Below are 16833 nucleotides of genomic sequence, written 5' to 3' on the forward strand. Positions count from 1 at the left end.
CGCAAACGTTTGCGCGGCTTTTTCGGCGCAGTATCGGCCAGAAAAGCCGGTGTAGCTTACGCCAGCGCAAACGTTGCTCACAATAATCATAAGATCGGAGTGAACCCATGAAGCTGCCATTCGCTGGACTTCTTCTTGCTGTCGCTATGCTGGCTGCCACAGCCGCCGCATTACCTGTCTCCTCGGCATTCGCCGAATCCGCCGAAAAACCTAAAGTCGCGCTGGTCATGAAGTCTCTGGCCAACGAATTCTTCCTGACCATGGAAGACGGCGCCAAGGCTTACCAGAAAGAACACTCCGCCGATTTCGACCTGATCTCCAACGGTATCAAGGATGAAACTGATACTGCTGGCCAGACCCGTATCGTCGAGCAAATGATCCTGGCCAAGGTCAATGCGCTGGTGATCGCGCCTTCCGATTCCAAGGCCATGGTGCCGGTGATCAAGAAAGCCGTCGATGCCGGCATCACCGTGATCAACATCGACAACCAGCTCGATCCGGCCATCGTCAAAAGCAAAAACATCAGCGTGCCCTTCGTAGGTCCGGACAACCGCAAAGGTGCGCGTCTGGTCGGTGAATACCTGGCTAAGCAGCTCAAGGCCGGAGACGAAGTCGGCATCATTGAAGGCGTGTCCACCACGACCAACGCCCAGCAACGTACCGCTGGCTTCAAGGATGCGATGGACGCTGCACAGATCAAGATCGTTTCCCTGCAATCCGGTGACTGGGAAATCGACAAGGGCAACAAGGTTGCCGCTTCGATTCTCAGTGAGTACCCGGATGTCAAAGCGCTGCTGGCCGGCAACGACAGCATGGCTGTAGGTGCGGTTTCCGCCGTGCGCGCTGCCGGCAAGGCCGGTCAGGTACAGGTCGTCGGTTACGACAACATCAATGCCATCAAGCCAATGTTGAAGGACGGTCGCGTGCTGGCGACTGCTGATCAGTTCGCTGCCAAGCAAGCTGTCTTCGGCATCGAAACCGCGCTGAAAATCATCAAGGGCGAGAAAGTCGACAGCGGTGCCAACGGCGTGATCGAAACACCGGTCGAACTGGTCACCAAGTAAGTCTTCTGGCGACACAACGGCGCTCATCCGTCCGGGCGAGCGCATGGAGAGTTTTTATGTCAGTTTCCGCCCCGAACGCTGTCCTCTCGGTCAGCGGTATCGGTAAGACCTATGCGCAACCGGTGCTCACCGGCATCGATCTGACGCTGATGCGCGGTGAAGTGCTGGCGCTGACCGGCGAGAATGGTGCCGGCAAAAGTACCCTGTCGAAGATCATTGGCGGACTGGTCACGCCGACCACCGGCCAGATGCAATTCCACGGCAAGGACTATCGTCCGGGCAGTCGTACCCAGGCCGAAGAGCTCGGCGTGCGCATGGTCATGCAAGAACTCAATCTGTTGCCGACACTGTCGGTCGCGGAAAACCTGTTTCTCGACAACCTGCCAAGCAATGGCGGCTGGATCAGCCGCAAGCAATTGCGCAAAGCCGCGATCGAAGCCATGGCGCAGGTCGGTCTCGACGCGATTGATCCGGATACGCTGGTCGGCGAGTTGGGTATCGGGCATCAGCAGATGGTCGAAATCGCCCGTAACCTGATCGGCGATTGCCATGTGCTGATTCTCGATGAGCCGACCGCGATGCTTACGGCGCGGGAAGTCGAAATGCTCTTTGAGCAGATTACCCGTTTGCAGGCACGCGGCGTCTCGATCATCTACATTTCCCATCGCCTCGAAGAGCTGGCCCGAGTCGCACAGCGTATTGCCGTGCTGCGTGACGGCAATCTGGTCTGCGTCGAGCCGATGGCCAATTACAACAGCGAGCAACTGGTTACGCTGATGGTTGGTCGCGAGCTGGGCGAGCACATCGACATGGGTGTGCGTAATATTGGCGCCCCGGCGCTGACGATCACCGGTTTGACTCGCTCTGACAAAGTGCGCGATGTCTCGTTTGAAGTGCGTGCCGGCGAGATCTTCGGGATTTCCGGGCTGATCGGGGCAGGGCGCACGGAGCTGCTGCGACTGATCTTCGGCGCAGACGTTGCCGACAGCGGCAGCATTGCCCTTGGCTCGCCAGCCAAAGTTGTCAGTGTGCGCTCGCCAGTCGATGCCGTGCGCAACGGTATCGCGTTGATCACCGAGGACCGCAAGGGTGAAGGCCTGCTGCTGAGTCAGTCGATCAGCGCCAATATCGCGCTCGGCAACATGCCGGAAATTTCCAGTGGCGGTGTCGTCAACAACGGCGACGAGATCGCTCTGGCGCAGCGTCAGATCGACGCCATGCGCATCCGCAGTTCAAGCCCGACACAGCTGGTTTCAGAGTTGTCCGGCGGCAACCAGCAGAAAGTCGTGATCGGCCGCTGGCTGGAGCGTGACTGTTCGGTGCTGCTGTTCGACGAGCCGACCCGCGGCATCGACGTCGGCGCCAAGTTCGACATTTATGCCCTGCTCGGCGAACTGACGCGCCAGGGCAAAGCGCTGGTGGTGGTGTCCAGTGACCTGCGTGAGCTGATGCTGATCTGCGACCGGATCGGCGTGTTGTCGGCAGGGCGCTTGATCGACACCTTCGAGCGCGACAGCTGGACCCAGGATGATTTGCTTGCCGCCGCGTTCGCCGGCTACCAAAAACGTGATGCGTTGCTCAACGAAGCGGCGCCTAGGGATCTCCCATGAAAACTGCATCTCCTGCCGGCAAACGTAGTGGCAACTTCTATGGTCTGGGCACTTATCTTGGCCTGGCCGGTGCCTTGCTGGCGATGATTGCGCTGTTCTCGGTCTTGAGCAGCCACTTTCTGTCGTATAACACCTTCAGTACGCTGGCCAACCAGATTCCTGATCTGATGGTGCTGGCGGTCGGCATGACGTTCGTGTTGATCATCGGCGGCATCGACCTGTCGGTAGGTTCGGTATTGGCGCTGGCCGCTTCGACGGTCAGCGTCGCCATTCTCGGTTGGGGCTGGGGTGTTTTGCCGTCAGCCTTGCTCGGCATGGCGGTGGCGGCTTTGGCCGGTACGGTCACCGGGTCGATCACCGTGGCCTGGCGGATTCCATCGTTCATCGTTTCTCTCGGTGTGCTGGAAATGGCCCGAGGTCTGGCGTATCAGATGACCGGATCGCGCACTGCATACATCGGAGACTCATTCGCCTGGCTGTCGAATCCGGTCGCGTTCGGTATCTCGCCGTCGTTCATTATTGCGTTGCTGGTGATTATCATCGCCCAGGCTGTGTTGACGCGCACCGTGTTCGGTCGCTACCTGATCGGCATCGGCACCAACGAAGAGGCGGTGCGCCTGGCGGGGATCAATCCGAAACCCTACAAGATTCTGGTATTCAGCCTGATGGGCCTGCTGGCCGGTATCGCCGCGCTGTTTCAGATTTCCCGTCTGGAAGCCGCTGACCCGAACGCCGGTTCCGGTCTGGAGCTGCAAGTGATCGCCGCGGTGGTGATCGGCGGTACCAGCCTGATGGGCGGACGCGGTTCGGTGATCAGCACGTTCTTCGGCGTATTGATCATCTCGGTGCTGGCGGCGGGTCTGGCGCAGATCGGTGCGACCGAACCGACCAAACGAATCATCACTGGCGCCGTCATCGTGATCGCGGTGGTGCTCGATACTTATCGCAGTCAGCGCGCCAGTCGCCGGGGCTAAGACATGGCAACGATCAAGGACGTGGCAGCCCTCGCGGGAATTTCCTACACGACGGTGTCGCATGTGGTGAACAACACCCGCCCGGTCAGTCAGGAAGTGCGGCTGAAAGTCGAGGCGGCGATCAAGAGCCTCGACTATGTACCGAGTGCGGTGGCGCGCTCGCTGAAGGCCAAGACCACTGCAACCATCGGCCTGCTGGTGCCAAACAGTCTCAACCCGTACTTCGCGGAGTTGGCACGGGGCATCGAGGATTATTGCGAGCGTAACGGCTACTGCGTGATCCTCTGCAACTCCGACGATAACCCCGAAAAGCAGCGCAGCTATTTGCGCGTATTGCTGGAGAAGCGCATCGACGGTTTGATCGTCGCCTCTGCTGGCGGTGACAGCGGCCTGGCGCAAGGGCTGGCTGGCGTGAAAACGCCGATGGTGATCGTCGACCGTGGTCTGGACGGTGTCGATGCAGATCTGGTGCGCATCGACCATGAATACGGCGCTTACCTCGCAACCCGGCACTTGCTGGAATTGGGTCACCGCGACATTGCCACCATTGGCGGTCCGGCGAGTACCAGTGTGGCGCAGATGCGTCAGGCCGGATATTGCCGGGCGCTGAAAGAAGCGGGCATTGAAGTGCGACAAACGCGCATGCTGGAAAGTGATTTCACCAGTACCGGCGGCTACAACGCGGCAGCGATTCTGCTGGAGAGCAATCCGCCAAGCGCGATCTTCGCCGGAAACGACATGATCGGTATCGGTGTTTTGCGCGCGGCGGCGGAGCGAAATGTTCGCGTGCCGAGCGAGTTGTCGGTGATTGGCTTTGACGATATCCAGATGAGTCGTTACGTGTATCCGGCGCTCACCACGGTGGGGCAATCGATCCTGCAGTTGGGCGAGATGGCGGCCGAAGTGCTGCTGCGACGGATTGCTACGCCGACTCTCGGCACTGATCAGCGGATCGTGACCCCGAGTATTGTCTTGCGCGAATCGACCGCACCGTTGTCCGGCGTGTTCACCGAATACCGCTGAAACCGAATTGACGAGAAATGATGTATGCCAGCAAATGTAGTGGTAATAGGCAGCCTGAACATGGATCTGGTGACCCGGGCGCCACGGCTGCCGGTAGGCGGTGAAACGCTGATCGGTCATTCGTTTGCCACGGTTTCCGGTGGCAAGGGCGCCAATCAGGCAGTGGCCGCCGCGCGATTGGGCGCACAGGTGGCGATGGTCGGTTGCGTTGGCACTGACGACTATGGCGTGCAATTGCGTGACGCTCTGTTGGCCGAGCAGATCGATTGCCAGGCTGTCAGCACAGTCGATGATTCCAGCGGTGTGGCGTTGATCGTGGTCGATGACAACAGTCAGAACGCCATTGTCATCGTCGCTGGCGCCAACGCTGCAATGACGCCCGCAGTGATCGACCGGTTTGACGCAGTGCTGCAAGCTGCAGACGTGATTATCTGCCAGCTCGAAATCCCTGATGCCACGGTGGGGCATGCGCTCAAGCGAGCGCGTGCGCTGGGCAAAATCGTCATCCTCAATCCGGCACCGGCCAGTCGTCCACTGCCGGCAGACTGGTTTGCCGCGATCGACTACCTGATTCCCAACGAGAGCGAAGCGACCGTGTTGAGCGGATTGCCGGTGGACTCGCTGGAAAGCGCAGAGAGTGCTGCCAGCCAACTGATCGCCATGGGTGCGGGTAAAGTCATCATTACCCTCGGTGCTCAAGGTTCGCTGTTCGCCAACGGCCAGAGCTTTGAGCATTTTCCGGCACCGAAAGTGAAGGCTGTCGACACCACTGCGGCGGGGGACACCTTCGTCGGTGGTTTTGCCGCTGCGCTGGCCAATGGCAAGTCCGAGGCTGAAGCGATTCGCTACGGGCAGATCGCCGCCGCGCTGTCGGTAACTCGTGCCGGCGCGCAGCCGTCCATTCCAACCCAATCCGACGTACAGGCCTTTAAACCCGCATGAAAAAGACTCCTCTGCTTAATGTCGCCTTGTCGCGGCTGATTGCATCTCTGGGCCATGGCGACATGGTGGTGATCGGTGATGCCGGGTTGCCGGTGCCGCCGGGGGTCGAGCTGATTGATCTGGCGCTGACCCATGGCGTCCCGGATTTCGTCAGCACCCTGAAGGTCGTGCTCAGCGAGATGCAGGTGGAAAGCCATGCGTTAGCCAAAGAAATCTTCGACAAGCAACCGACCGCGCTGATAGCGCTGGATGAGTTGAATGAAGAGGGCGCTCTGGGGCGTCGCGATCTGCTCAGTCATGAGCAATTCAAGGTTCTCAGCCGACAGGCTCGCGCGATTGTTCGTACAGGCGAATGCCAGCCGTACTGCAATATCGTCCTCGTCGCCGGGGTTACATTCTGATTTTCGATTCCACATGCACAAGGAATGCGCCATGCAACGCTATGCTCAGAAACTGCATCAACTCATCCGGGGTTTACTGCTTTTGTCCGTAATCACTGCGACCGGCGCTCAGGCGGCGGAAAAAATCGACCTGATCATCGACACAGATCCGGGTGCTGACGACGTGGTCGCCCTGTTGTTCGCGCTGGCCTCGCCGGACGAACTGAATATTCGTGCGCTGACCACCGTGGCCGGCAACGTGCGCCTCGACAAGACTTCGCGTAACGCGCGCCTGGCTCGCGAGTGGGCAGGGCGCGAAGACGTACCGGTTTATGCGGGTGCGCCAAAGCCGCTGATGCGCACGCCGATCTACGCCGAGAACATCCATGGCAAGGAAGGCCTGTCGGGTGTCACCGTGCACGAACCGAAGAAGGGGCTGGCGGAAGGCAATGCGGTCAACTACCTGATCGATACCTTGAAAAAAGCCAAGCCGCACAGCATCACCATCGCCATGCTCGGTCCACAGACCAACCTGGCGCTGGCCCTGATCCAGGAGCCTGAAATTGTTCAGGGGATCAAGGAAGTGGTGATCATGGGCGGTGCGCACTTCAATGGCGGCAACATCACTCCGGTGGCCGAATTCAATCTGTTTGCTGACCCGCAAGCGGCTGAAGTGGTTCTGAAAAGCGGCGTGAAACTGACCTACCTGCCGCTGGACGTGACCCACAAGATTCTTACCAGTGATGCGCGCCTGAAGCAGATCGATGCGCTGAACAACAACGCCAGCAAGATTGTCGGCGACATCCTCAACGAGTACATCAAAGGCGATATGGAGCACTACGGTATTCCGGGTGGCCCGGTGCACGACGCTACCGTTGTGGCCTATCTGCTCAAGCCGGAACTGTTCACCGGTCGCTCGGTGAATGTCGTGGTGGATAGCCGTGAAGGGCCGACTTTCGGCCAGACCATCGTCGATTGGTACGATGGCCTGAAGGCGCCTAAAAACGCTTTCTGGGTGGAAAATGGCGATGCTCAAGGCTTCTTTGACTTGCTGACCGAGCGCCTGAAACGCTTGAAATAAGCGACTCACCCGCAGGTGCCAGCCTGCGGGGTTATCCCTTCTCTGCGTGTTCGTGCTCGACCTGTTCGCTCGGATAGCGCTCGAAAATCTGCTTGATGAATTGCTTGGCCGCTTCTGTGCCCAGCTCTTTGACCAATAAATCGATACCAATCAGCGCCAGTTCTTCGGTGGTTCCCGGACTATAAGAGCTGTGTCCGTCAGCCCATTTGGCATTGATGGCGGCGTCGATGCTGATGGTGGTCATGAGAGCGCTCGAAAGGTCGGAATGTCTGAAGTTCGAGTTAACCATTTTGTCGGGCATTTGGCACTGCGACTTAGGCATGAGCGGAGTGCTATGCGACACTTGGTCTTTTAAGGCTTCCAAGGATCGTGCTGTGCAGATCGATTTGAACACCCCTGACGGACTCACGCTCGACGCAGTGCGCCAGTTGCTCGCCTCGGCCAGTGATGACGAACACACGCAGCTGCGCGTGACCAAGGGCGGTATCGCTTACATTTCCTCTGGCGTTACCGGTGGGCAGGATATCGACGGCTTGCTGTTTCGCCTGGAAACCTGGGCCAAGGGCTCGGGCTACGTGGGCAATGTCGCGGCCAGTGACGAGGTGTGGGTGATGCAGATTTTCAACGCGCTGAAGGATAACTGGCCGAATCCGCCGTATGACTACATCGACGTCTACTGAGCGCCGTTAATATTCAGTCACGATTGATTGATGAAGTGACGCATGCCGCTCAGGCACACTCGGCGTTTTTCCAGTCGTGGGGCAGGGTGATGGCCTTGGCCGTGAAACCAAACGCCGGAATGGCGGTCGCACGATCTCAGCTTAACCATTTTGAAAACAAGGAGGCTTCATGCCTTTGAAGTTCGCGACACTGGGTGCACTTATGGCCGCTGCCATGTTGGCCGGTTGCAGCACGACCTCCAGCGAGTCGGCAAAGGAATCTGCGGCGACCGAGGCCGGTCACAGCCGCTGTGAAGCAACGGCGGCGGAGTTCGCCATTGGCAAGAAAGCTTCGCCAGAGTTGCTGGAGCAGGCGCGCAACAAAGCCGGGGCGCAGAATGCCCGTTTCCTCAAGCCGAATGACATGATCACGCTCGAGTACCGCTCGGATCGCTTGAATCTGAACACCGACAACAATCTGGTGATCACTCGCGTCAACTGCGGCTAATCAGACAGCGCTTTTGTTGCAGGCATAAAAAACCCCGTCACATGGACGGGGTTTTTTTAGTGCGCGCAGAAATTACTCTGGGCGAACCTGTGCAGCTTGCATACCCTTTTGGCCTTTCTCAGCCACGAAGGAGACGGTCTGGCCTTCTTTCAGGCTTTTGAAACCGTCGGATTCGATAGCTTTGAAGTGTACGAACAGGTCGTCACCGCCACCTTGAGGAGTGATGAAGCCGAAGCCTTTTTCATCGTTGAACCATTTAACGGTGCCGGTTTGGCGATTAGACATGGTGTATCTCCAAGAAACATATATTTTCAGTAGTACTGTGCTGCTCAGGCCAACTGGGCACACCCGGGTATCATAGTCGAAATGTTCGCTTTGGTAGCCCCCCGGACGTGCTGTTTGCCAATCAGTCGTGTTTTCTTTACTGCCTGTTTCTGCTGAAAGCCCCGGTTTACAAGGCTTTGAGCGGAACGTAAAGACGATAAAAAAACCTGTAAAACCTGCATAAATCCTCGGAAAAGGCTCAAATTCAGCCCTTTTTAGAGGCGCTGAGCCGACTCAGAAGACTTTTTTGATCACTTTTTCGCCGGGGTATTTGCCTTGCATTGGGCGATTTGGCCCAGCGCTTTCTGCTGCAGTTCAGGGGTGGCCTTGTTGTCCATCAGCGCCTGAATGTCGCTGGCGGGATAAGACTTGATGGCGTCAGCACCACAAGCGCAATGAGACTTGGCTGCCGCAGCACCGATTTGTTGGGTCGCAGCCTGGGTGCACTGCGCCATGTACTTCTCGCGTTCGCCCTTTGGCCAATCGGCGTGGGCGCTCAGCGGCAGCAACATAACGAGGGGGGCGACGACGGCGAACAGGGTATTCAGACGCATGCGAGGATGCTCCTTGTGGGTCAATGTCTTGTTATCTGAGGGCTGAAGAGGCCATCAAGTTCAGCACTCTGGCATAAAAGCAGACGATTTGCCTTCTGATCAAACAGAGGCGTAAGCGACCGCTCATCTGTGCTAGCATGCCGGGCTCAAGCGTTCTCAGGCTCCGGATGACCTTCAGTCCCGACAGCGGTAAACGTGCGAATAATTCGATTTGAATCCCAGTCACTCTGGTTCGGTTTTCCGGTTGGCCGCAAGGCTCCTGCCGCTGTAAGGCAGGCGTTCGTCATTGAATGGCCTGGATCGGATCTTGTACTGGCTCATCCCAACCCACGTGACCTTTGGTAGGGGTCACCACTAGGAGAGGAGGCGCCATGCCAACTATTACTCTTCCCGACGGCAGTCAACGTTCATTCGATCACCCGGTTTCCGTAGCCGAGGTCGCCGCATCCATTGGTGCCGGACTGGCCAAAGCCACACTGGCCGGCAAGGTCAATGGGCAACTGGTCGACGCCAGCGACATCATCAGCAGCGACGCGACCCTGCAAATCATCACGCCTAAGGATGAAGAGGGGCTGGAGATCATTCGCCACTCTTGCGCTCACCTGGTTGGCCATGCGGTCAAACAGCTGTACCCGACTGCGAAGATGGTCATCGGGCCGGTCATCGACGAAGGCTTCTATTACGACATCGCCTTCGAGCGTCCTTTCACTCCGGACGATATGGCTGCTATCGAACAGCGCATGCAGCAGCTGATCGAGAAAGATTACGACGTCATCAAGAAAGTCACTCCGCGCGCCGAAGTGATCGAAGTGTTCAAGGCCCGTGGCGAAGACTACAAGTTGCGCCTGGTCGAGGACATGCCGAACGAGCAGGCCATGGGCCTGTACTATCACGAAGAATACGTCGACATGTGCCGTGGTCCGCACGTGCCGAACACGCGCTTTCTGAAATCCTTCAAACTGACCAAGCTGTCCGGCGCCTACTGGCGCGGCGACGCCAAGAACGAGCAATTGCAGCGCGTTTACGGCACTGCTTGGGCAGACAAGAAGCAGCTGGCGGCTTACATCCAGCGCATCGAAGAAGCTGAAAAGCGCGATCACCGCAAGATCGGCAAGCGTCTGGGCCTGTTCCACACTCAGGAAGAGTCCCCAGGCATGGTGTTCTGGCACCCGAACGGCTGGACTCTGTACCAGGTGCTCGAGCAGTACATGCGCAAGATCCAACGCGACAACGGCTACCTTGAGATCAAAACCCCTCAAGTCGTTGACCGCAGCCTGTGGGAGAAGTCCGGGCACTGGGCCAACTACGCCGACAACATGTTCACCACGCAGTCGGAAAACCGCGACTACGCGATCAAGCCGATGAACTGCCCGTGCCACGTGCAGGTGTTCAACCAAGGTCTGAAGAGCTACCGCGAGTTGCCGATGCGTCTGGCCGAGTTCGGTGCCTGCCACCGTAACGAGCCATCGGGTGCACTGCACGGCATTATGCGCGTACGTGCGTTCACTCAGGACGACGCCCACATCTTCTGCACTGAAGAGCAGATGCAGGCCGAATCCGCTGCGTTCATCAAGCTGACCATGGATGTTTATCGTGACTTCGGCTTCACCGATGTCGAGATGAAACTGTCCACTCGTCCGGAAAAACGCGTCGGTTCCGACGAACTGTGGGATCGCGCTGAAGCTGCATTGGCTGCAGCCCTTGATTCTGCGGGCCTGCCGTACGATCTGCAGCCGGGCGAAGGTGCGTTCTACGGTCCGAAGATCGAGTTCTCGCTGAAAGACTGCCTTGGTCGCGTCTGGCAATGTGGTACTCTGCAGCTCGATTTTAACCTGCCTGTCCGTTTGGGTGCTGAATACGTCTCCGAAGACAACAGCCGCAAACACCCTGTGATGCTGCACCGTGCGATCCTCGGTTCCTTCGAGCGTTTCGTCGGGATTCTGATCGAGCACTACGAAGGTGCGTTCCCTGCGTGGCTCGCGCCAACCCAGGCGGTGATCATGAATATCACTGATAAACAGGCAGATTTTGTTGCAGAAGTTGAAAAAACTCTCAACGAAAGCGGATTTCGTGCCAAGTCCGACTTGAGAAATGAAAAGATCGGCTTTAAAATCCGCGAGCATACTTTGCTCAAGGTTCCCTATCTTTTGGTTATCGGAGATAAGGAAGTCGAGATGCAGACTGTCGCTGTGCGTACTCGTGAAGGTGCTGACCTGGGCTCGATGCCCGTCGCCCAGTTCGCTGAGTTTCTCGCGCAAGCGGTTTCCCGGCGTGGTCGCCCAGATTCGGAGTAATTATTATTAAGCGTGAAATGAGACAAGATAAACGAGCTGCACCGAAAGCCCCGATCAACGAGAATATCTCGGCACGCGAGGTTCGGTTAATTGGCGCTGATGGCGAGCAGATTGGCATCGTCTCGATTGATGAAGCGCTTCGTATTGCTGAAGAAGCAAAGCTTGATCTGGTGGAAATCTCCGCAGACGCAATCCCACCGGTTTGCCGGGTGATGGATTACGGCAAATCGATCTTCGAAAAGAAGAAGCAGGTTGCCGCGGCGAAGAAGAACCAGAAGCAGATTCAGGTAAAAGAAATCAAGTTTCGTCCAGGGACGGAGGAAGGGGATTACCAGGTAAAACTGCGCAACCTGGTACGTTTCCTGAGTGATGGGGACAGGGCCAAGGTATCCTTGCGATTCCGCGGCCGTGAGATGGCCCACCAGGAGCTGGGGATGGAACTCCTCAAGCGGGTTGAAGCTGACCTGCTCGAGTACGGTTCGGTCGAACAGCATCCTAAGATGGAAGGACGCCAGCTGATCATGGTCATCGCCCCGAAAAAGAAGAAGTAATCAACAGGGCACGGCAGGCCTTCTGATTATGTTTATCAACTGAATGCGGAGTATCCGAACATGCCAAAAATGAAAACCAAAAGTGGTGCTGCTAAGCGGTTTCTGAAAACTGCTAACGGTATCAAGCACAAGCACGCTTTCAAGAGCCACATCCTGACTAAAATGTCGACCAAGCGTAAGCGTCAACTGCGCGGTAGCAGCTTGCTGCATCCGTCTGACGTGGCAAAAGTCGAGCGCATGCTGCGCCTTCGTTAATTTTAGTCAAGAATAGAGGAAGTAACTCATGGCTCGTGTAAAGCGTGGCGTCATTGCCCGTAAGCGTCACAAAAAAATTCTGAAACTTGCTAAAGGCTACTACGGCGCACGCTCCCGCGTATTCCGTGTTGCCAAGCAAGCGGTAATCAAGGCAGGCCAATACGCCTACCGTGACCGTCGTCAGAAAAAACGTCAGTTCCGCGCTCTGTGGATCGCTCGTATCAATGCTGGTGCTCGTGTTAACGGTCTGTCCTACAGCCGTTTCATCGCTGGCCTGAAAAAAGCGTCCATCGAGATCGACCGTAAGGTTCTGGCTGATCTGGCAGTGAACGAAAAAGCGGTGTTTGCCGCGATTGTCGAGAAAGCTAAAGCCACCTTGGCTTAAGTACCCCCGACAATCACCCGGCCTCACTTCCGTGGGGCCAGGTGGTAAACGTCTTAAATAGGGGAAGAGCCTTCAAGCTCTTCCCCTATTTTGTATCTGGAGTCTGTACATGGAAAACCTGGATGCGCTGGTCTCTCAAGCACTAGAGGCTGTGCAAAGCGCTGAAGATATCAATGCCCTGGAGCAAATCCGGGTTCAATACCTTGGCAAAAAGGGTGAATTGACTCAGGTGATGAAGACCCTGGGGAATTTGCCGGCAGAAGAGCGCCCGCAAGTCGGTGCTCTGATCAACGTTGCCAAGGAACGTGTCACAGGCGTTCTCAATGCGCGCATGGCTTTGTTTGAAGAAGCCGAACTGGCTGCCAAACTGTCTGCCGAATCCATTGACGTGACGTTGCCGGGCCGTGGCCAGACCTCCGGTGGTCTGCATCCGGTGACCCGTACTCTGGAACGTGTAGAGCAGTTCTTCACCCGCATCGGCTACGGCATTGCCGAAGGCCCCGAGGTCGAAGACGACTATCACAACTTTGAAGCTCTCAACATCCCAGGCCATCACCCTGCCCGGTCGATGCATGACACCTTCTATTTCAACGCCAACATGCTGCTGCGCACCCATACCTCGCCGGTCCAGGTCCGCACCATGGAATCGAAGCAGCCGCCGATCCGCATCGTCTGCCCAGGCCGCGTGTATCGCAGCGACTCCGATATCACCCACTCGCCGATGTTCCACCAGGTCGAAGGTCTGCTGGTTGATCGCGACATCAATTTTGCCGATCTCAAAGGCACCATCGAAGAATTCCTGCGGGTGTTCTTCGAGAAAGAGCTGGCCGTACGTTTCCGTCCTTCGTACTTCCCGTTCACCGAGCCATCCGCTGAAGTCGACATGGAATGCGTGATGTGCAGCGGTAAAGGCTGCCGCGTCTGCAAACAGACTGGCTGGCTGGAAGTAATGGGCTGCGGCATGGTGCACCCGAACGTACTGCGCATGTCCGGCATCGATCCGGAAGAGTTCTCCGGTTTTGCCTTCGGCATGGGTGTCGAGCGTCTGGCCATGCTCCGTTACGGCGTGAACGACTTGCGTCTGTTCTTCGACAACGACTTGCGGTTCCTCGCGCAATTTCGCTAGTCGTAACGAATTCTTAGGAGAGCAGGATGAAATTCAGTGAACAATGGCTGCGTGGCTGGGTTAGCCCGCAGGTAAATCGCGACGAGCTGGTTGCTCGTCTGTCGATGGCTGGCCTTGAGGTCGATAGCGTGACCCCGGCCGCCGGTGTTTTCAGCGGCGTGGTCGTGGGCGAGGTGCTGAGCACCGAGCAACACCCTGATGCCGACAAGTTGCGCGTGTGCCAGGTCAGCAATGGCGTGGAAACCTTCCAGGTCGTGTGCGGTGCGCCAAACGTGCGACCGGGCCTGAAGATTCCATTCGCCATGATTGGCGCTGAGTTGCCAGGCGATTTCAAGATCAAGAAAGCCAAACTGCGCGGCGTTGAGTCCAACGGCATGCTGTGCTCGCAATCTGAGCTGCAGGTCGGTGAAGGCAACGACGGTTTGATGGAGCTGCCGGCCGATGCGCCGGTGGGTGAAGATTTCCGTGTGTATCTGGATCTGGAGGACGCCAGCATCGAGGTCGACCTGACCCCGAATCGTGGCGACTGCCTGTCCCTGGCTGGTCTGGCTCGTGAAGTCGGCGCGCTGTACGACGCGCCGGTCACCCGTCCGGTGGTCATGACCATTCCTGCTGTGCACGACGAAGTGCGTTCGGTAGAAGTGTTGGCACCTGCCGCGTGCCCACGTTATCTGGGGCGCGTCATCCGCAATGTCGATTTGTCCAAGCCGACGCCGCTGTGGATGGTTGAGCGTCTGCGTCGCGCCGACGTGCGCAGCATCGACGCTGCCGTCGACATCACCAACTACGTGATGCTCGAACTGGGTCAGCCACTGCACGCTTTCGATCTCGCCGAAATCAATGGCGGCATTCGTGTGCGCATGGCGGAGGAGGGCGAGAAGCTGGTACTGCTCGACGGTCAGGAAGTCAGCCTGCGTAGCGATACGCTGGTGATCGCCGACCACACCCGCGCGCTGGCGATTGCCGGTGTCATGGGCGGTGAGCACAGTGGTGTGTCCGCGACCACTCGTGACGTATTTCTGGAAAGTGCGTTCTTCGACCAGATCGCAGTGGCGGGCAAGGCCCGTTCCTACGGCCTGCACACCGATGCGTCGCACCGCTACGAGCGTGGCGTCGACTGGCAACTGGCCCGTGAAGCCATGGAGCGCGCCACTGGCCTGCTGCTGGAAATCACTGGCGGTGAAGCCGGCCCGATCATCGAGACTGTCAGCGAGCAGCATCTGCCGTCGATCGCGCCGATCACCCTGCGCGCCCAACGCATCACCCAGATGCTTGGCATGGAGATGGACTCGGCTCAGGTAGAGCGTTTACTCAGCGGTCTGGGTCTTGGCATTGTTGCCGACGGTGAAGGCCAGTGGCGCGTAGAAGTGCCAAGCCATCGCTTCGACATCAGTCTGGAAGTCGATCTGATCGAAGAACTGGCTCGTTTGTACGGTTACAACCGTCTGCCGGTTCGTTACCCGCAAGCGCGCCTGGCGCCGCAAGCCAAGGCTGAAGCGCGTAGCGATCTGCCGGAGCTGCGTCGCCTGCTGGTGGCGCGTGGTTATCAGGAAGCGATCACTTACAGCTTCATCGATCCGCGTCAGTTCGAACTGTTCAACCCGGGCGTCGAGCCGCTGTTGCTGGCCAATCCGATCTCCAATGACATGGCCGCCATGCGTTCGTCGCTATGGCCGGGTCTGGTCAAAGCGCTGCAGCACAACCTCAACCGCCAGCAAGATCGCGTGCGTCTGTTCGAAAGCGGTCTGCGTTTCGTCGGTCAGCTCGAAGGTCTGAAGCAAGAGCCGATGTTGTCCGGTGTTGTCTGCGGTAGCCGTCTGCCGGAAGGCTGGGCGCAAGGTCGCGACACCGTCGATTTCTTCGACGTCAAAGCTGACGTGGAGGCCGTGCTGGGCTTTGCCGGTGCACTGGATTCGTTCACTTTCGCTCCGGGCAAACACCCGGCGCTGCACCCGGGTCAAACCGCGCGCATCGAGCGGGAAGGGCGTGAAGTCGGTTTCATCGGCGCTATTCACCCGGAATTGTCGAAAGCTCTGGGTCTGGATCGTCCAGTCTTCGTTTTCGAGCTGGTTCTGGCGGAAGTGGCACTCGGTAAGATGCCGAAATTCCACGAGTTGTCGCGCTTTCCTGAAGTGCGTCGTGACCTTGCACTGATTGCGCACAAAGACGTCGCGTCCGCGGCTGTACTGGACGTAATTCGTGAAAATGCAGGCGAATGGCTCACAGATCTCAGGCTGTTTGACGTGTATCAGGGTAAAGGTATTGATCCTGATAGAAAAAGCCTTGCAGTTGGCTTGACCTGGCAGCATCCATCGCGCACTCTTAATGACGATGAGGTGAATTCGACGACGCAAAATATCCTCACCTCGCTCGAACAAAGGTTGAACGCCACGTTAAGGAAGTGACGTATGGGGGCTTTGACGAAAGCTGAGATGGCGGAACGTCTGTATGAAGAGCTGGGCCTGAACAAGCGGGAAGCCAAGGAATTGGTCGAACTGTTTTTCGAGGAGATCAGGCACGCTCTTGAAGACAACGAGCAGGTCAAATTGTCGGGTTTCGGCAATTTCGACCTTCGGGACAAACGCCAGCGGCCTGGCCGCAACCCGAAAACGGGGGAAGAAATCCCGATCACGGCTCGCCGTGTGGTCACCTTTCGTCCAGGGCAGAAGTTGAAGGCCCGAGTTGAGGCTTATGCTGGAACCAAGTCATAACGACGAACTACCCGTCATCCCGGGCAAACGCTACTTCACCATCGGTGAAGTCAGCGAGCTGTGTGCCGTAAAGCCACACGTGCTGCGCTACTGGGAGCAGGAGTTTCCTCAGCTCAACCCCGTCAAACGCCGCGGAAACCGCCGGTATTATCAGCGCCAGGACGTGCTGATGATCCGGCAGATCCGCGCGCTTCTTTACGATCAGGGGTTCACCATCGGCGGCGCACGCTTGCGTCTGTCCGGCGATGAAGCCAAAGACGACACGACCCAATACAAGCAGATGATTCGGCAGATGATTGCCGAGTTGGAAGATGTACTGGTGGTTCTCAAGAAATAAAAAGCAGCGTTTGAATACTTCCAGTTTTCAAAAGCTTGCGCTATATTCTTGAGCG

General features: G+C 57.5%; 20 protein-coding genes. 17 read left to right on the forward strand and 3 right to left on the reverse strand.

Going from position 1 to position 16833, the window contains the following annotated elements; genetic code table 11:
* The first annotated feature begins 107 nt into the window (after positions 1 to 107).
* From F8N44_RS16365 to F8N44_RS16395, 7 genes are read left to right on the forward strand one after another with little or no spacing between them, the layout of a single operon-like run.
* Positions 108 to 1064, forward strand: a complete 957-nt coding sequence (locus F8N44_RS16365; protein ID WP_150651025.1) for a sugar ABC transporter substrate-binding protein — start codon at positions 108 to 110, stop codon at positions 1062 to 1064.
* A gap of 56 nt (positions 1065 to 1120) precedes the next feature.
* Positions 1121 to 2674 carry a sugar ABC transporter ATP-binding protein gene (locus F8N44_RS16370; RefSeq protein ID WP_150651026.1) on the forward strand — a complete coding sequence of 518 codons (1554 nt, stop codon included), beginning with the start codon at positions 1121 to 1123 and terminating at the stop codon, positions 2672 to 2674.
* A complete protein-coding gene (locus F8N44_RS16375) occupies positions 2671 to 3648 on the forward strand; it encodes an ABC transporter permease (protein WP_016984938.1) in 978 nt (325 codons plus the stop codon). The genes F8N44_RS16370 and F8N44_RS16375 overlap by 4 nt, the downstream gene beginning before the upstream one ends.
* Positions 3649 to 3651: 3 nt before the next feature.
* Positions 3652 to 4671, forward strand: a complete 1020-nt coding sequence (locus F8N44_RS16380; RefSeq protein ID WP_150651027.1) for a LacI family DNA-binding transcriptional regulator — start codon at positions 3652 to 3654, stop codon at positions 4669 to 4671.
* Positions 4672 to 4695: 24 nt separating this feature from the next.
* Complete coding sequence (rbsK, locus tag F8N44_RS16385; protein ID WP_150651028.1) at positions 4696 to 5613, forward strand: ribokinase; 918 nt, start codon at positions 4696 to 4698, stop codon at positions 5611 to 5613.
* On the forward strand, positions 5610 to 6014 hold the full coding sequence (rbsD, locus tag F8N44_RS16390; RefSeq protein ID WP_150651029.1) for a D-ribose pyranase: 405 nt from the start codon (positions 5610 to 5612) through the stop codon (positions 6012 to 6014). The genes rbsK and rbsD overlap by 4 nt, the downstream gene beginning before the upstream one ends.
* A 31-nt stretch (positions 6015 to 6045) precedes the next feature.
* A complete protein-coding gene (locus tag F8N44_RS16395; protein WP_150651030.1) occupies positions 6046 to 7074 on the forward strand; it encodes a nucleoside hydrolase in 1029 nt (342 codons plus the stop codon).
* Between the two features lie 31 nt (positions 7075 to 7105).
* Here the strand turns inward: F8N44_RS16395 and F8N44_RS16400 are convergent, their stop codons facing one another.
* Positions 7106 to 7318, reverse strand: coding sequence for a hypothetical protein (locus F8N44_RS16400; RefSeq protein WP_150651031.1), 213 nt, complete (start codon positions 7316 to 7318; stop codon positions 7106 to 7108).
* Between the two features lie 130 nt (positions 7319 to 7448).
* On the opposite strand from F8N44_RS16400, the gene F8N44_RS16405 reads away from it, so the two are divergent.
* Both F8N44_RS16405 and F8N44_RS16410 read left to right on the forward strand, forming a co-directional pair.
* Entirely contained in the window at positions 7449 to 7754 is a 306-nt protein-coding gene (locus F8N44_RS16405; RefSeq protein ID WP_007913485.1) for a hypothetical protein, read from the forward strand.
* A gap of 169 nt (positions 7755 to 7923) precedes the next feature.
* Entirely contained in the window at positions 7924 to 8241 is a 318-nt protein-coding gene (locus F8N44_RS16410; RefSeq protein ID WP_007913486.1) for an I78 family peptidase inhibitor, read from the forward strand.
* Positions 8242 to 8313: 72 nt separating this feature from the next.
* Here F8N44_RS16410 and F8N44_RS16415 read toward each other — a convergent pair whose 3' ends face one another.
* Positions 8314 to 8526, reverse strand: coding sequence for a cold-shock protein (locus tag F8N44_RS16415; RefSeq protein WP_003179963.1), 213 nt, complete (start codon positions 8524 to 8526; stop codon positions 8314 to 8316).
* A 290-nt stretch (positions 8527 to 8816) separates the two neighbouring features.
* Entirely contained in the window at positions 8817 to 9119 is a 303-nt protein-coding gene (locus F8N44_RS16420; RefSeq protein WP_150651032.1) for a hypothetical protein, read from the reverse strand.
* Between the two features lie 371 nt (positions 9120 to 9490).
* Between F8N44_RS16420 and thrS the strand changes: the two genes are divergently transcribed.
* The 8 genes from thrS (at position 9491) to F8N44_RS16460 (ending at position 16778) form a co-directional block, all read left to right on the forward strand.
* Entirely contained in the window at positions 9491 to 11413 is a 1923-nt protein-coding gene (thrS, locus tag F8N44_RS16425) for a threonine--tRNA ligase (protein WP_007913488.1), read from the forward strand.
* Positions 11413 to 11964 carry a translation initiation factor IF-3 gene (gene infC / locus F8N44_RS16430; RefSeq protein WP_171057393.1) on the forward strand — a complete coding sequence of 184 codons (552 nt, stop codon included), beginning with the start codon at positions 11413 to 11415 and terminating at the stop codon, positions 11962 to 11964. The genes thrS and infC overlap by 1 nt, the downstream gene beginning before the upstream one ends.
* Before the next feature lie 60 nt (positions 11965 to 12024).
* Positions 12025 to 12219, forward strand: a complete 195-nt coding sequence (gene rpmI, locus F8N44_RS16435; protein ID WP_002553160.1) for a 50S ribosomal protein L35 — start codon at positions 12025 to 12027, stop codon at positions 12217 to 12219.
* Between the two features lie 28 nt (positions 12220 to 12247).
* A complete protein-coding gene (rplT, locus tag F8N44_RS16440) occupies positions 12248 to 12604 on the forward strand; it encodes a 50S ribosomal protein L20 (protein WP_007913489.1) in 357 nt (118 codons plus the stop codon).
* A gap of 109 nt (positions 12605 to 12713) precedes the next feature.
* The gene (gene pheS / locus F8N44_RS16445) at positions 12714 to 13730 is read left to right on the forward strand and encodes a phenylalanine--tRNA ligase subunit alpha (protein ID WP_003226365.1); all 1017 of its coding nucleotides are present in this window, start codon (positions 12714 to 12716) and stop codon (positions 13728 to 13730) included.
* A gap of 26 nt (positions 13731 to 13756) precedes the next feature.
* On the forward strand, positions 13757 to 16135 hold the full coding sequence (gene pheT / locus F8N44_RS16450; protein ID WP_150651033.1) for a phenylalanine--tRNA ligase subunit beta: 2379 nt from the start codon (positions 13757 to 13759) through the stop codon (positions 16133 to 16135).
* Positions 16136 to 16138: 3 nt separating this feature from the next.
* A complete protein-coding gene (gene ihfA / locus F8N44_RS16455; RefSeq protein ID WP_002553164.1) occupies positions 16139 to 16441 on the forward strand; it encodes an integration host factor subunit alpha in 303 nt (100 codons plus the stop codon).
* Positions 16422 to 16778, forward strand: coding sequence for a MerR family transcriptional regulator (locus F8N44_RS16460; protein ID WP_003179985.1), 357 nt, complete (start codon positions 16422 to 16424; stop codon positions 16776 to 16778). Before ihfA ends, F8N44_RS16460 begins: the two co-directional genes overlap by 20 nt.
* The last annotated feature ends 55 nt before the right edge of the window (positions 16779 to 16833 follow it).

It is taken from the genome of Pseudomonas fluorescens (assembly GCF_902497745.1).
In the GTDB taxonomy this organism is placed as follows: Bacteria; Pseudomonadota; Gammaproteobacteria; order Pseudomonadales; family Pseudomonadaceae; genus Aquipseudomonas; species Aquipseudomonas fluorescens_BM.